Source organism: Enterobacillus tribolii (assembly GCF_003363015.1).
Lineage (GTDB): Bacteria > Pseudomonadota > Gammaproteobacteria > Enterobacterales > Enterobacteriaceae > Enterobacillus > Enterobacillus tribolii.
Genome location: NZ_QRAP01000005.1, coordinates 280,457 through 295,635, shown reverse-complemented (window position 1 = coordinate 295,635; position 15,179 = coordinate 280,457). Strand labels below are relative to the sequence as shown.

At 49.8% G+C, this 15,179-nt stretch carries 16 protein-coding genes and 1 other RNA gene; 4 read left to right on the top strand and 13 right to left on the bottom strand.

Features of this window, described 5'->3' with window-relative positions; genetic code table 11:
* Positions 1-11 precede the first annotated feature (11 nt).
* Together rsmI and rnpB are read left to right on the top strand one after the other, a co-directional pair.
* The gene (gene rsmI / locus C8D90_RS12625; RefSeq protein ID WP_115458801.1) at positions 12-875 is read left to right on the top strand and encodes a 16S rRNA (cytidine(1402)-2'-O)-methyltransferase; all 864 of its coding nucleotides are present in this window, start codon (positions 12-14) and stop codon (positions 873-875) included.
* A gap of 32 nt (positions 876-907) precedes the next feature.
* Positions 908-1,286, top strand: an RNA gene (rnpB, locus tag C8D90_RS12620) — RNase P RNA component class A.
* Between the two features lie 184 nt (positions 1,287-1,470).
* Here rnpB and C8D90_RS12615 read toward each other — a convergent pair.
* The 13 genes from C8D90_RS12615 to C8D90_RS12555 all read right to left on the bottom strand — a co-directional run bounded on the left by C8D90_RS12615 (position 1,471) and on the right by C8D90_RS12555 (position 12,999).
* Positions 1,471-1,728 (bottom strand): hypothetical protein, encoded by a 258-nt coding sequence (locus tag C8D90_RS12615; RefSeq protein ID WP_230473012.1) that lies wholly within the window; start codon positions 1,726-1,728, stop codon positions 1,471-1,473.
* A 502-nt stretch (positions 1,729-2,230) separates the two neighbouring features.
* Positions 2,231-3,343, bottom strand: coding sequence for a helix-turn-helix domain-containing protein (locus tag C8D90_RS12605; protein ID WP_115458800.1), 1,113 nt, complete (start codon positions 3,341-3,343; stop codon positions 2,231-2,233).
* Positions 3,340-4,011 (bottom strand): hypothetical protein, encoded by a 672-nt coding sequence (locus C8D90_RS12600; protein ID WP_115458799.1) that lies wholly within the window; start codon positions 4,009-4,011, stop codon positions 3,340-3,342. Before C8D90_RS12600 ends, C8D90_RS12605 begins: the two co-directional genes overlap by 4 nt.
* Positions 4,012-4,515: 504 nt before the next feature.
* Positions 4,516-5,370 carry a hypothetical protein gene (locus C8D90_RS21975; protein WP_147291359.1) on the bottom strand — a complete coding sequence of 285 codons (855 nt, stop codon included), beginning with the start codon at positions 5,368-5,370 and terminating at the stop codon, positions 4,516-4,518.
* A 146-nt stretch (positions 5,371-5,516) separates the two neighbouring features.
* Positions 5,517-6,029, bottom strand: coding sequence for a fimbrial protein (locus C8D90_RS12595; RefSeq protein ID WP_115458798.1), 513 nt, complete (start codon positions 6,027-6,029; stop codon positions 5,517-5,519).
* Positions 6,030-6,040: 11 nt separating this feature from the next.
* Positions 6,041-6,544 (bottom strand): fimbrial protein, encoded by a 504-nt coding sequence (locus tag C8D90_RS12590; RefSeq protein ID WP_115458797.1) that lies wholly within the window; start codon positions 6,542-6,544, stop codon positions 6,041-6,043.
* 17 nt (positions 6,545-6,561) lie between these two features.
* Complete coding sequence (locus tag C8D90_RS12585) at positions 6,562-7,311, bottom strand: fimbrial biogenesis chaperone (protein WP_115458796.1); 750 nt, start codon at positions 7,309-7,311, stop codon at positions 6,562-6,564.
* Between the two features lie 12 nt (positions 7,312-7,323).
* Entirely contained in the window at positions 7,324-7,854 is a 531-nt protein-coding gene (locus C8D90_RS12580) for a fimbrial protein (RefSeq protein ID WP_115458795.1), read from the bottom strand.
* The gene (locus tag C8D90_RS12575; protein WP_115458794.1) at positions 7,854-8,450 is read right to left on the bottom strand and encodes a fimbrial protein; all 597 of its coding nucleotides are present in this window, start codon (positions 8,448-8,450) and stop codon (positions 7,854-7,856) included. Before C8D90_RS12575 ends, C8D90_RS12580 begins: the two co-directional genes overlap by 1 nt.
* Positions 8,451-8,480: 30 nt before the next feature.
* Positions 8,481-9,215, bottom strand: coding sequence for a fimbrial biogenesis chaperone (locus C8D90_RS12570; RefSeq protein WP_115458793.1), 735 nt, complete (start codon positions 9,213-9,215; stop codon positions 8,481-8,483).
* A gap of 19 nt (positions 9,216-9,234) precedes the next feature.
* Positions 9,235-11,739 carry a fimbria/pilus outer membrane usher protein gene (locus C8D90_RS12565; protein ID WP_115458792.1) on the bottom strand — a complete coding sequence of 835 codons (2,505 nt, stop codon included), beginning with the start codon at positions 11,737-11,739 and terminating at the stop codon, positions 9,235-9,237.
* Between the two features lie 116 nt (positions 11,740-11,855).
* Positions 11,856-12,389 carry a fimbrial protein gene (locus tag C8D90_RS12560; RefSeq protein ID WP_115458791.1) on the bottom strand — a complete coding sequence of 178 codons (534 nt, stop codon included), beginning with the start codon at positions 12,387-12,389 and terminating at the stop codon, positions 11,856-11,858.
* A gap of 67 nt (positions 12,390-12,456) precedes the next feature.
* Positions 12,457-12,999 carry a fimbrial protein gene (locus C8D90_RS12555; protein WP_115458790.1) on the bottom strand — a complete coding sequence of 181 codons (543 nt, stop codon included), beginning with the start codon at positions 12,997-12,999 and terminating at the stop codon, positions 12,457-12,459.
* 815 nt (positions 13,000-13,814) lie between these two features.
* Here C8D90_RS12555 and C8D90_RS12550 point away from each other — a divergent pair.
* Entirely contained in the window at positions 13,815-14,462 is a 648-nt protein-coding gene (locus C8D90_RS12550) for a helix-turn-helix domain-containing protein (RefSeq protein ID WP_162844396.1), read from the top strand.
* A gap of 15 nt (positions 14,463-14,477) precedes the next feature.
* Positions 14,478-15,137 (top strand): helix-turn-helix transcriptional regulator, encoded by a 660-nt coding sequence (locus tag C8D90_RS12545; protein ID WP_115458788.1) that lies wholly within the window; start codon positions 14,478-14,480, stop codon positions 15,135-15,137.
* Positions 15,138-15,179: the final 42 nt, after the last annotated feature.

Below are 15,179 nucleotides of genomic sequence, written 5' to 3'. Positions count from 1 at the left end.
CGGATGAAACCATGAAACATGACGAACAGGAATTAACACCCTCCGCCGCGCTGTATATCGTGCCTACGCCGATCGGCAATCTTGGCGATATTACTCACCGCGCCCTGGAAACGCTGAAGGCGGTGGACCTGATCGCAGCGGAGGATACCCGCCATACCGGATTGCTGCTGCAACACTTTGCGATAAACGCCCGGCTGTTTGCGCTGCACGATCACAACGAACAGCAAAAGGCCGATCAACTGCTGGCGAAATTGCAGGAGGGGCAGAGTATCGCCCTGGTGTCGGATGCCGGAACGCCGCTGATTAACGATCCCGGCTATCATCTGGTGCGGCGCTGCCGCGAGGCCGGCGTGCGGGTGATCCCGCTGCCGGGCGCCTGCGCGGCGATTACCGCGCTTTGCGCTTCGGGGATGGCGTCCGATCGTTTCTGTTACGAGGGCTTCCTGCCGGCGAAAACCAAAGCGCGCTGCGATACGCTGCGGGCGCTGACCGAAGAGCCGCGTACCCTGATTTTTTATGAATCCACCCATCGTCTGCTCGATAGCCTGGAAGACATGGTTGCGGTCTGGGGCGCGTCGCGTTACGTGGTGCTGGCGCGGGAGCTGACCAAAACCTGGGAAAGTATTCACGGCGCGCCGGTAGGTGAACTGCTGGCGTGGGTGCAGGAAGATGAGGTGCGCCGCCGCGGGGAGATGGTGCTGATCGTCGAAGGTCATCAGCCGGACGAGGGCGCGCTGCCGGCTGAAGCGCTGCGTACGCTGGCGCTGTTACAACAGGAGTTGCCGCTGAAGAAGGCGGCGGCGCTGGCGGCGGAAATCCACGGCGTGAAAAAGAATGCGTTGTATAAATACGCGCTTGAACAGGCGGAGGCGTGACAAACCGGCCATTATGGCCTATTATCCGCGCCGGAGTTGACCAGACAGTCGCCGCTTCGTCGTCGTCCCTTTCGGGGGAGACGGGCGCAGGGGAGGAAAGTCCGGGCTCCATAGGGCAGGGTGCCAGGTAACGCCTGGGGGGCGCAAGCCTACGACCAGTGCAACAGAGAGCAAACCGCCGATGGCCCGCGCAAGCGGGATCAGGTAAGGGTGAAAGGGTGCGGTAAGAGCGCACCGCGCGGCTGGCAACAGTCCGTGGCACGGTAAACTCCACCCGGAGCAAGGCCAAATAGGGGTTCACATGGTACGGCCCGTACTGAACCCGGGTAGGCTGCTTGAGCCAGTGAGCGATTGCTGGCCTAGATGAATGACTGTCCACGACAGAACCCGGCTTATCGGTCAACTCCCACTTCTTTGTAAAACAATGCGTTGGTGTGTCTCAGGCCTTCATAGGTGAAAATGTGACACAGACTGTGATACAAACGAGGCACACCAACGGCTGTTCTATCCCCAACATCCTAAAGCGTGGCAATCGCTACAGCCTTCATTTCAGACTACCTTCAGGTGGTTTTTTTCGCGTATCCACTTGTCCTGTTTAAAGGGGGGAGGTCACGTAGTAGCTTTCTGTGTTGGTGGCCATTCCTTTCGTGGCGATAGCGCTAATGGACTTGATGGCTCTATCAATAGAGTTTTTACCACAATCTTCCAGCACTTGGTCGCAACTGGCTGTAACCACTGCTTTGATATAAGCCGCCAAGTAATCAGGATATGGCTGGATTTCGCCTGAAGATATACCACCAGCGGTTGATGCAAATGAAGTAAATACCAGAGACAACGCTATGATTTTTCGCATTTTCACTTTTCCGTATGTAGTTTCTATTGTGATTTTTAATAGATTTTATCGATAAAGAATACAGTATCGATTGTTTTTGCGGATAGATAATTGAGGTGCATCCTAAATACGCCGTTTATTGAAAGACGACTGAAATCCACTTCAAACGAGGCTTCACAAATGATGAAAAATGTTTTGTTGATGTGGATTACCCTCACTGCGTTTAACACCAATGCAGGGCGTATAACGATGAGCAACCCAGAACAGACAACCATGGCAAGCGGTCGGACTTTGTGTGTACTCCAATAACATCTACATGTTTACCTACATCACGAAATCGAAACACTGCCGAACAGCAAAAGTTTCGACACGGCTGAAGGCGAGTAAATTATGGATAAGAATGCGGCGAACATTGAATATGAAGGTTACTGCTCAGAAGCATGACAGCGTGAGTCCACTGACGATCAATAATAAGCCGCTAAAGACTACCTCTAGCGGCTCAAGGCATGAGTAGCTTTCCTTTTCACACCAGACGGAGCGAGGCCCTGGATAGTGAGGTTGAGGTTCCGCTATTACCACCGCTGATTGCTGCCACACCGTAAAGCAGACTGCTCAGTTCATCCAGAGGTACGTTAAGCTCTTCACTCAATTGAGTCAGATGAATGCCATTCCCCGCCAAAGCGGTCATCATTTTTTCAATAATGAGCGACCTTTCACGTTCAATTCCTCCCGGCTCACCGGTGCGATATCCCTTTGCCGTCGCATCGCGCATTAGGCTGTTATACTGCCATTCTGTCAGCATGTTCAGATTTCGCATTCTTACAATCAGAGCCATCGCTGAGACTTTCCAGAGCGATTTCAACTGCACAATTTTGTCGAACGTCGGGAACGTCATTTTAACGGCCATTACGTTTTCCGGGGGCATCAGAAATGCTGACGCAAATGCATCCGCTTCACGCTCAGCATCTTGCCCCTTGACGTCACCATGACGGTGAAGCACCAGGTGAGCGAGTTCATGTGCCGCATCGAAGCGGCTACGTTCACCTGACTTACGTGTGTTGAGGAAAATGTAAGGGACATCATCTTTCCAGAAGGAAAAAGCATCGATACTCGCAGTTTCCTCTGAGAGCCAGAACACCTTAACTCCGTGTTTCTCCAGAAGATGAACAACGTTAGTGATACTCTTCTTACCAATTCCCCAAGCTTCGCGCACCGCCTGAGCGGCGATCTCAGACTCACTTCCACGGAGATTCGGCAGTTCAGGCTGCGGCAGTGTGAAGCGGGTGCTGAAATACTCGCTCAGCATAACCCCTAAAGCGCCAGCTCCAATTGCCGCATGCTGGTCGGCGGCTTTTGTCGTGCGTAAAGAACGAAATGAAACAGTCAGTGGATCGATTGCTTCAACGTCATCCCCGAAAAAAAAGGACTCTGGATATCTCAGAGCCCTAGCGTACGCTTGGACCGTCTCAGGCGTGGGTTCGTACAGGCAATAGGCTTTTTCGTACTCAATTACAATACGGCTGGAGAGCCCCATCTGTTCTGCCAGTTCTTTCAGGGTCAGCTTGCGTCTGATCCGTGCCAGCTTGAGCCGGGACGGATTAAAAAGACGTTTACCGTCATCAACAGGGTTACTCATTTGCTTTCAACAGTAATTGATATGTCATCATCGAAATCCTCATCAGGGAAAATATCCGCACCTTCAAATGGCAGAGGATTCAAAATAATACGCTCACTCCATGCGCTTACGCGGGCAAATCCGTCCTGATTCACCATTCCTACCGGATAAGACACTTCGCAGCGAACCTCTTTGTTAGCCGCATCATAATAATACAGGACGATATAAGTACGAGTGCTATCTATCGGAGTGATTTCAGATTTGCCTGGATACAACGCATCCGTCTGGAACATATCAACTGTGCCAGGATTGTTGTGAACAATCGAGCGAGTTGCCTCCCCCTTGGCATTTTTGGTTTTCGGCAATCCATCAGGACGCCCGGTGTGTCTGTCACCCGAGGTGATAATCAGATTAACTCCTCTGGCCGAGTTAGCGACCATTTCCATTCGCTTGACCACTTCAGGGGACCAGCCGTTACCCTTACCAATTAGTACACGACGTGTCGCGGCAACCATTTCACTCCAGAAACGGAACCCTGCATCGACTGCGGGGTGAAGCTTGCTGGATTTGCGGCGCTCGTATAAAGCAGATGTCAGAGCGGCATGAATATCGTTTTCTGAAAAGCCCAGTCCATTAAGTACAACATCTGAATCAGCTTCGGTATGCAGGATACAGTAAGGTATGGTCATGAAAGTCTCTCCGGTAGTTCCACTTCATGATTTCAACATAAATATTATGACAAAATCAAGAAGTGATCATCGAAAAGTCATTACAGCTTCATACTTATTTTCTTACTGGGCTGCTCCCAGCTCATTGGCATGCTGTGATGTTTGCTGCAGTGAAACTCCGCTTCTCGCGCATAGCTGGTTTTTATCTATCACCTCAAATGACGTCCTTTTAAACTCAATATTTGTTTCAATTTTCAGCAAAGTGGCTGGGTTTTGTCCCTGCCATTTTTTTGCTTGTTAACTTGCTTTATCTGCCACACAAAGTGAGATACAGTCTGCGGCACAAGACAACTTCGGCGCTGTAGATACCTGACGTATGGTTGAACGAACCCGGCTTATCGGTCAACTCCCACTTCTTTGTAAAACAATGCGTTGGTGTATCTCAGTAGCCCAAAAGCGAAAATGGGATACACCAACGGTTGTGACCAAAAAAACGTAATTGAGATTTCAATTTTCTGAAATAATTCAATTATAGTTTACAGCCAGAATACCCACGCCGCCGATAGGCCCGGTGCTTGTCGGTACGCCGCTTAATGAAACTTTGATTAATAATGTCTGACTGGCGCCTACAGAGGTGCGATTAGACTGCAAAGCCTGATTGTTGGCCGTTACTGTGGCGGTAACACCCCGGCCAAGACTCACTTTATCTCTGCCGGTCGTGCTGACATTTTGTAAATACAGGTTATAAGAAACCCCTGCACCGCTGCATGTCATCGTCGCGGACTTCTCGAGAGATTTTCCATTTACATCGCCAGGCGATAGATCATTAAATTCATAGAGCAGTTCACTGGTACTCATACCGCACCATTCGGGGTCTGGTTCAGGCTCAACGGTGCCTGGAAAACCGGGCTGGCAGGGCTCCGCAATTGACGGCGCAAAGACGGTGTGGAAAGTACTGTTTACCGATGAATATGCACCAAAAATCATACAGGGGGGGCGATGAGCCGGCCAACTGGACGGTAACGTTACATTTGCAACGCCGGAAAACCCATATTTTTGGTAAAAACGGGCCGCCATCATTTCATGCGTGCAATAAAAGGGATCGTTGGTGCAATAATCCGTTCCGGAAGAACCATCAGCTTTACGCGCAGGGTCTGTATTATTCACTGTCAGAATGGGTGTATATGTCCCGCCGCTAAACCAGTGCCCATTCATCGACGTGCTCCAGTTATTCACCATATACAATCCCCAGGTCGCCGCTCTTGTCCCTGAAATGGAGGCAAAGGTTTGCGCAAACATATCTGCCGCCCAGTTTATTGAAGCAGAACCGCCGTTGGCCTGCACAGATTGTACTGTCGGGCAACCTCCCTGATTACTCATCGCATTACAATTCGCGGCCGATGCGGGTACAGAATACAACAACGCCCCCGATAGTATCAGGCCTGTTATCAGGACGAATCTCTGTAATATTCTCTTTTTCATAAATACGTTACCACCATACACAATGCTCCGCAGTCTGTGTCCCATCATAAATATTCCGCTTTCAGGGTGACCGTTGCTTCAAATGGCCCTTCCACCAGCTCAATATTCGGACGCTGTACCAGTAACGCTTCGAGTTTCGGCATTGCCGACAGGCTGATTTCCACCGGCGAATCGAAGGTAAATGGCTGCCCGTTACGCAGTATTTTCACGCCGAGGTTACCGATGTTGCCCAACGAAGTGCCTACCGTCGCCCGGTCTGTGGTATCAAATGCCGCAAGACTTCCGTGCACGCTCAACATTAACTTCCAGTCGCGACCGGACGTGCTGTCACATACAAGGTTATAAGGCACATCCTTACGATAAATACCGTCACTGACCTTCTTGATGGACAAACGGTCGCCAAATGGAACATGGATCGCCTGATCGTTATCAATGGCGCAGGGGGGGGGATTCACCAGTATCCCTTTAAAAATGATCTCTGCTTCGTTGGCGGCGATTGCCGATCCCACGCCGACGGACAGGGCTCCCAACAGAACGGCTGCTATAAACTGACGCATCAGGTCATTCCTTATTGATAGCTGAAAACCATGGTCGCTGAACCGTTAAACGCCCCATTCGGCAACGTTACGTTGGCCTGCGCCACCGGTATCGCATACAAAGCCGGCGGGTTGTTGGCGGCATAGGTAAAGTTAACGGCTCCGGTATTAGGGGTAATCACCGCTTTCGAGGCATCTAATACCCGGATCCCAAGACCGGAGACATCGGTCACGAACAACCCGCTGTTAAATGACGCCGCTGTCCCTTTCAGGTTAATTTTTAACGTATTACGGATCAGTTGCGGGCAGCTCAGGGTATAGTTAATTGGCGTTTCATAATTCGAACCATCAATTCGGGTAGTGAGTACCTCACCGAAATTCACGACAATTTGCTGGTTATCATTGATCACGCAGTCTGGCTCAACGATATTGCCAGAGATGGTCAACTGGGTAGTTCCGCCATCCGCAGCCCGGCTGCCGGCAGAGGTACCGGCAAGACAGAACAGCGCAAGGGGTATCAATTTCCATATATTCATGTTATCCCTCCGGACCGTTATTCCGGTGTTACCACAGGCTGCGCCTTACAGACAGCACCTGCGCACTTGAATGGCAATAAACGCAAGCTGCCGTAGTCGTTAACAAATACCAGGGTTGGCGAGTCGCCTAACGTCTCTCTTCCCTGCGTCAACGCACTCTGGCTCTTCGGCGCTATCATTACCGGCTCAAATCCTTCTTTTCCCTTGCCCTTTAGCGAACTGCGGACTTCAACAAACGTCAGGTGATAGGGGGTGGGATTTTTCAGTGAATAACCGTCGTTGCCTTTTTCCAGGGTGATATTTGCCAGCCCCGGAACGGTATCGGTTTTCGCGTCGATTTTAATGGATGCAGGGCGCCAGAAAATCTTCAGCCGCGTTTGCAGTGCCAGCGTGAGCACATTCGACTTTTCACTGCGGGGTGGGATCTCACGCAGGTTAAACCAAAACACACTCTCCCGATCCTTTGGCAGCTTGTCCAGACCGGCTAATGCCTGAATCCGCACCGCGCTTTTCGCGCCGGCTTCAATACGTTGTACCGGTGGTAACACCATCAGCGGACCCGAGAGTTTATTTTCCGCCGCATCCTCAATCCATACCTGTGCGAGGTAAGGTTCCTTATTGTTGCGGTTGGTGACGGTCATACTGACGGTTTTATCTCCTTCATTCATAATGACCCGCGAACGATTAACCGTTAATGCAGCCTGGGCGGGTAACAGACAGCTCAATAACAATGCTGAAGCCATGGCATAAACAATCATCTTCTTCATAACACCCAACCTTTAGTCATACTCCAGCAGAAAAACCGTCACGCATTCAAAGTCTCCTTCCCGTACCCTGCTATGAACGGGGGCGGAAATAAAAGCCTGGAAATCCAGAAAAGTGTTGCCTGCGGTCAGCGCTGACGGGCGCATAGGGATATTCGGTACCACCGGGATACCATCCGCAGACTCAACGGCGATGGCTATCCCCTTAGCCGCGCCGGTTACTGCGAACAGTCCCGGTTGTTCGATATCTTCCGTACCCATGAAGGTTACCGTTACCGTATCCCCCAACGATAAATCACACTCGGTCAGCCAGATCGAAAAACGTTCCCGCTCACTGCGGTGATACTTAATAAACGTCTTTGATGGCACGTTTCGGAAGTCGACAGTCTGATCTTCCGAGTCCACGTGCAGTTCGCAGGGGTCGGCAACCAGTGTTCCACTGAAATTGACATCTGTATCGGCGCTGGTGGAGGACATTCCGGCCAGCACAAACAACAACAGAGGAATGCTCAACAGGCTGAGTGTGCGCGTTATCTGTTTAGTCATTATTCGTACTCCAACCCGATATTCACCACGCTGCGCCACTCTCCGGCTATCAGTTCCGGTGCCGATGTGCGCCACAGTTGTGCCTGAAATACCAGATCATTACGCCCCGGATTAAGAACCTGCGGACGACTCTGTATACCCGGGCGCAGGAGTTCCCCCTGTGCATCACTGAGGCGCAGCGCGACCCCGGCAGCCCCACCGTGAATCCGGAAGAAGCGTCCGTCCGTCGGTTCCACTTCTCCGTACATCGTCATTTTCACGGCCGACTGCCCGGTCAACACGGTGGAGCCCCGCATCAACTGGCCATCACGCATAAACTGGAATTCTCCGGGACATCCATCAAGTTTGATGTATACCAACACGGGTGAAGTGACATTTCCGGGCTGAGCCAGCCCCCAGGCAACGGTACTGCCCAGATCGAGCTCTTGTTCTGCCGACTCCGGTAACAGCACACAAGGAGAGGCCACCAGCGTCCCGGTGGCGCGAATTCCACCGTTCAGCCCATCGGTATCCCAGTTTGCAGCCCCTGCCACAGACGCCATTCCAGCCGTCAGCAGCCACAGCAGTAGAGTGGTACGACCAAATTGTTGTTTCATCACATTCTCCTGTGCGTGGCCTCAGGGCGGTCACGTTGCCGGTGATTCACCCGCCCGACAAATATCACCGCGGCAGTTGAACGGAAGCGTCGGTTTGCCGCCGAAGTCGTTGATAGTGGTAACGTGCGGCGTAGCGAACTGAGCACTGTTCACCACCGCACTGGATTTAGGCGCCACCATCACGGTCTCGAATCCCTGTGGAACCGCCGTTTTCGGTGCAGCTGTAATGCCAATCACTGTCATGTAATAAGGCGTCGGATTTTCCACCCGATAACCGCCGCTCACCTTATGCAGCACCAACTGGTTATCCCAGCGACTGTATTTCTGTGGCAGGATCGCCTTTGGCCGGTAGAACAACTTGATCTTGGTGTGTAAAGCTAACTGCATAACATTGGGACGTTCGCTTTTTGGTGGTACCTCACGCACATTAAAATAGAAGAGGCTCTCCCGATCCTGTGGCAGCGATGCCACATCAGGCAGCGCGTTAATGCGCATCATGCTCTTACCCTTTGCTTCAAGGCGTTGCAGCGGAGGGACGACGACCAGAGGCCCGTTGATTTTTTTACCTTGTGCATCCTCTATCCATCCCTGAGCCAGGTATGGCATAGAGTCACTGTCATTTGTAATGGTCATGGAAATACTCTTTTCCGAACCAGGGAAAATAGCCCTCGTCCTGTCCAGCGCAATCGCCGCTCCCGCTTCGCTTGCCAGACCTGCTGACAAGCTCCCCAGCAATACTGCAAGTGCTGTATTTTGTCCTTTCATAACATCACCACTTACCTTCTCAACCGCCAGTTACCGGTGTGCAAGGCAGCAACAACTGCTGCTGTGCAGGAAGTACCTGAGGCATTACGACTTCACACTGAGCAGATCCTCCCCAGTGCACTGTTAAACGTTCATTCGGGTTTACCCCGGTCAACCAGGCCAGCCCGCTGTCGCTGATCATCCCCAGTTCACGCGCTTTGGCATTGAGTACCGTGGCGCCAAATGGCGGATGCCGGCCATCTTGCTGACTAAAAACCGCCACAACTTTAGCGCCCTTCAGCACGTCGAAACGCCGGAATCCGATTGCCCCTTCGGTGAGAGCCAATTCAGCAATCGGCGAACCAGCCGACTCCACATCATCAGGCAGGCGGTTAACGTCGATCTCCGCGCGGGTGCGAAAGTAATTAGGCACACCAGGAATTACCGCTATACCAAAAGCGTTGGTATAGCCCTGATAACCCACCGGAACCCCGCTCACGCCATCGGTGCTGACCATCAGTCGCGTGCCGCCCTGTACCCCTCCGGAATGGAGCGCAGCGCCACCGGGGGTCGCGGTCATTCCGCCACTGACGGATATCCCAAAAGAGGTGTACTGACTCTGTGCCCAGTTAAAGTTGGTCGTGATATCGGCATTATTGCCATAGTGCGAGTAGTAACCACTCGCCTGGCTGCGGGTTCCCAGGCCTCCGCCAAAACTGTTGCCGGCATTGATGCGGTAATAATCATTGTTGCCCAGACGCTGGCTCCAGCTGGCATTCTGCATATAGCGGCTGTTACTTATGCTGCTGTTGTAGCCTGCGGTACCCGATCCCAATGGCATACTCAGCGAGATGTAGGCAGTGTCATCTTTTCGCCCATTGAACTCGCTGCGTGCCGCATTCAGGGAAACGGCCAGATGACGCCAGTCACCGAGATCAAAATATTTGTTCAGTGAAACGCTGTATCGATCATTCGCAGGGCGGTTCCAGTATGTTTGGTGGGACCAGTTGACGTTGGCTGATAGCCTGAGATCTTCAAAATTTTTGGTTGCCTGTACGGTGTACAGTTCTTTACTGTTGCCCACATAGCCGTCGCGATAACGCATATCCAGGTATTCGCCCATCGTGACATAGTCCTGCTCTGAGAAGCGGTAGCCAGCGAAGGTCAGCTCGCTGCTGATTTCATCAAAGCGCTTAGAGTAGCTGAGACGCCATGAGCGTCCATGACGGTTCTTCTCCCCCGGGAAACGCGCACTCGCGTGGGTGACATCCGCAGACAATGTGCCGAACGCATTCATATCACGGCCGGCGCCCAGCGCTACGCTGTTGTAGTCCTGCGAAAGGATCGTACCGCCATACAACGACCAGGCATTAGACAAGCCCCAGGAGAGCTCTCCCGTCATAAAATAGGGGCCCTGGGTATGGTGGTTGTAGTCCCGTGGCCGGCCCGTGGCCAGCTTGTAACGTAACTGCCCCGGGCGCGTCAGGTAGGGAACCTGCGCAGTGTCTACTGAGAAGGTTTGCTCCGAGCCGTCTTGTTCTTCAACCCGCACATCCAGGCGCCCACTCAACGCACTGCTCAGTTCCTGAATGCGAAACGGCCCTGCCGCAACGGTACTTTCATAAATTACCCGTCCCTGCTGGCTGACCGTCACTTTGGCATTGGTACGTGCGATACCTGATACCTCGGGCGCATACCCGCGCAGCTTCGGCGGCAACTGACTTTCATCACTCACCAATGAAATCCCGGTATAGCGCCAGGAATCAAAAAGGTCTGAAGTAATATAAGCTTCACCCACGCTCAGCTTCGACATGATGGCTGGCAGTGAGCGATAGGCATACACGCGGCTCCAGTCAAAGTTATTCACACTGCTGTTAGCACGTCCGGTCGTGTTGTAATAACTTCCCTGATAGTCAGCGCGCATACGCCAAGCCCCCAGGTTAAAACCGGTGGAACCACTGACGCTTGCGCTTTGGTTTTGGCTGCCCTGACGAGTCCAGGAAACGTTGGTATTCAGGTTATAGTCGAGTAATATCCCGGGAACACCCTCTTCCCAGCGAGAAATTGGTAGCCAGGAAGCATCCTGGTATTCCAGCCAGGCTTGCGGCACCGCCATATGGAGAGAAGACTCAGATAAATCGCCCCTCATGACGATGCCATCAAGGGCGGAAAAATCTGCACAGCGACCATTATCAAGCCACGTGATCTTCTTTATCGCATCTTCACGCAGCCCAAGAAGATCGACCTGTTCCGGCGTCAAACAGGCCTCCACGGTAGCTTTACCATCACGTATTCTTTCAACGAAAGACACGTCCTGGTCAGAAATACCGTGTTCGTTCAGCCGCATATTTAAAGTATATGTTCCAGGCATAAAGTAGCCAGCCTGGGAAAAACGTGATAAGTCGATATTCTCGCGATCTTCAGCATCCAGAATATCTAAATTAAACTCTACCGCCATGAGCGATGATGGGGAACCAAATATAGCAAAAAATATATAAACACCCAGGCGGCGCAGGTAAAAAACTGGCGGTCTATTCTTTTCCATTTTTTAAATCCATTTATTGCCAGCCGGAATTTACCGGTTGAAAACTATCGATTCCGGGGGGAGATGGAATGCGTTTATGCAAACTTATTTATTCACTGATATCGTTAGCATTTTGGTTACTGATAAGTCACCATAAAACGAATAATTCCGTACCATTCCCCTTCCGACAACGATTTCCCACTGCGTACTAACGATAATAGATAACGCAGTTCATTATTATCATCCTGTAAATAAACCTTCGGCATCGGCTCTCCTGCCCGGGCTATATCACCAGCTTGGTTGTGAATACGTAACCCTAAGCCCTGTGCCTCCCCGTACACCCTGAAAATATCAGGATGGAATACCGTTGTTTCACCACCAAATGTAATATTCACGCTCTGCCATAAATCGCCGTTACTGCGCTCCAGAGAACAATTAACCAGGCGCACTGCAAAAGGTTTTGTTACTGCTTCCCCCTCCTGATTCAAATCGTTATATGAGACCACGCCAAACGGAATTTCCTGCCATACATCCTCAGTATGAATAGAGCATGCGGCTTCCTGAATCTGACCGCTCATCGTGACAGTCCCCAATCCCTGAGTAGATGCTACAGACATAAAGGGGAGTTCCAGCAAAAAAAAGAACGTGAGGAGACGCGAAATTTTCGCCATGACTGTGCTCCTGAATATCGGGCTGCAACCGCAGCCCGAATAAAGCTACATGAGAACAGGGCTATGCTTATTCATAAGCCAGAGTAAAGTTGGTCACTGCTTCAAAGCCACCGGGAGTCACATTAGTCACAGAGGCGATTTTTTCTAAGTAAGCAGAGAAGTTCAGGGTATTGTCACCAATCCCCAGGCCACGACCACTGGTCGGCTTAAGCATTTTCACCATTTGACCAGCGAAATCCTGAATACGAACACCCGCACCCGCTGCCTGACCAGTGATAGCAAGCATGCTATCGTCACCCGGGACATGACCACCAGAGAAGGTCACCTTCACGGTGTTGTAGAGCGGGTTACCGTTGGAGTCGAGTTCAAAGGAACAATTTTCCAGCTGAATTTCGAACGGGCGAGGTGTTGAAACTCCACCGTTATCCAGCAGAGTATTGGAAATCTGTCCCAGTTCTATACGCTGATCTCCATGGCCATTTTTAATTGAGCAGGGTGCATCAATAATTGATCCCCAGAAAGTGATCTTACCGCTCCCCTGATCGGCCTGAGCAGCGAAAGAGGCAACTCCCATAATGAGAAAAACAGATGCGATTTTGCTAATTTTCATAATACATTCCATTATATTAAAAAGTTACTGGATAACTATCTCGAACCACAACTCACGGTATACATCATCATTTATATTTTCATAAAAAAGAAAGGAGCAATTTAGTGTAATTCCCGAGAGCAAATACATAGTAACCATTAAACCTCACGAGAAAAATACAATTCGCTCAACAACCAGCAATTACGAGTAAGAAGTTCTTAAAATGGCCAAGATTTAGAACAAAGAACCTTATCAGGTTGTCAGGGCGACATTAACTTGCATACAGTTACTTTTTTTCAGAGCACCGGTGGCTCAGGAAATACATTTAAAATCCAGCCATTAAAAATAAAACCCGGCAATGGCCTAAAAATCTTAAAGATATTGGCATAGCGACATAACGGGACACTTAAGAATACGTTTCATGATTAATCTTAAAAATAAGCCATCATAAGATATTTACCAAAATTAAGAATATTCATTTTTAGTATTCCTAAAAAACACAGACGTTCACATGCGTATGTAAATGGGGGGGATAACCCAGGGTTAGTAAAAGCAGTAGTTTTATCCGTTATCGAATCTGGTTTTCATTGAAATTTTCCGATGGGAAAAGTTAAGCGTATTGACTCCGGGTTAAGAGTAAGAATTATCCTTATGCCATTCCTGATTTTTATTATTTGGCGCCGTAAGCATGGGATTTTTATTATTAACTATAATAGAGTAGAGATATGAAGTAATTGCTTGCATAGGTCAGACAATGCGACCATAAAACAGTCATTTACAGAAAGGAGCCTGTATATCGTATCGGATATGAGATACATCATAAGGAGATGAAAATTATGTCTATAAATCAAACTGCTAACATGTCTTCCCTGGCTTTCGGCTCGCCCTCTGCACTACGTATACTCGTGTATGAGTCCACAGATATTCTCTGGTTTGGTATTCAAGAAATGTTGCGTGATACCGCTGTTCCGGAGACAGTGACGATGCGTTTGCATCACCCTAACGATCTGGAAAATGTGTTATCCATGCACGCTGTGGATATACTCCTGTTGACATCGGCTGACTCCGAACCCGGCCTGTTTACCCTTTTACAAAAATTGGCTTCAGTCTCATCTAACTATCCTCAAATGAAAGTAGTTGTCTGTCTGCAGCGAAATATTCCCTACTTAGCCAGACTGCTGCAAGGATTCGGTGTAAGTGTCGTATTGACGCCTGATGCCGGCAGTCCCGGATGGGTTGAAATGTTCAACCTGATACAAGCCGGAGATGCAGAGGATGCACCAATACGCTTGAGTCGCCAGGAACGTTACGTCGCCCAGGCTTTATTGGAAGGAAAAAGCGTCACTAAAATTGCACAGATGACGGGGCGGAATGTCAGAACAATTAGCGCACAAAAGCAGACCTTAGTTTATAAACTCAATATGAAATATTCTAGTGAGTTACAAACTTTGGGAGGGCGACTGATGCGGGCTAAGACAGCGTAATATAGGGAATACAGAATGCCAATGAGAACAGAAAAACCCAAATGCTATAAGTCCGATATACAAATTGTTATGATGCAATCAAATATACAGATTCGGTATGGACTACAGTATTGTTTAATGGAAATTTTCCCAAATGCGAACATCATAAGTCTTGACTCTCTGGCTGCGCTTAGTGAATGCCCCGAAACTATAACAGCAGATCTTGTGGTAAGCGACCTTTGTGACAACGGAACGAAAGAAAATGCTGGCGCTCATTGGCTGATTGGGCTGCAGTTTACAAGGAAAAATAAACCATTATTGGTTTTCACCAACAGCAAGAAACAGAATGCTATCGCCACTCTTGTTCAGAATACGCAAGCATCTGTCGCGACGACAAAAACAACGTTCTTCGAGTTATCAAACATCCTGGGGAAGACATTGAAGGGGGAGAGGGTTTTTAGTACTTCATTTAATGAACTGTTTTTACGGCCTCAGGAGAACAGCCGACAATTGCTGACCAAGTCAGAAAGCAAAGTATACGTGATGTTGCGAAGTGGATACAGCGTTACTCAAATTGCACACCAGCTGAGCCGAAGCGTAAAAACAATCAGCTCACATAAGCGGAAAATAATGCAAAAATTTGGCGTCACTTCCGAAGTAGAAATGTTTGCAAAATTTAAAGATGAACATGGCTGATAGATAACGGATTGTAATTATATATAAGATTGGGTTCTTCTA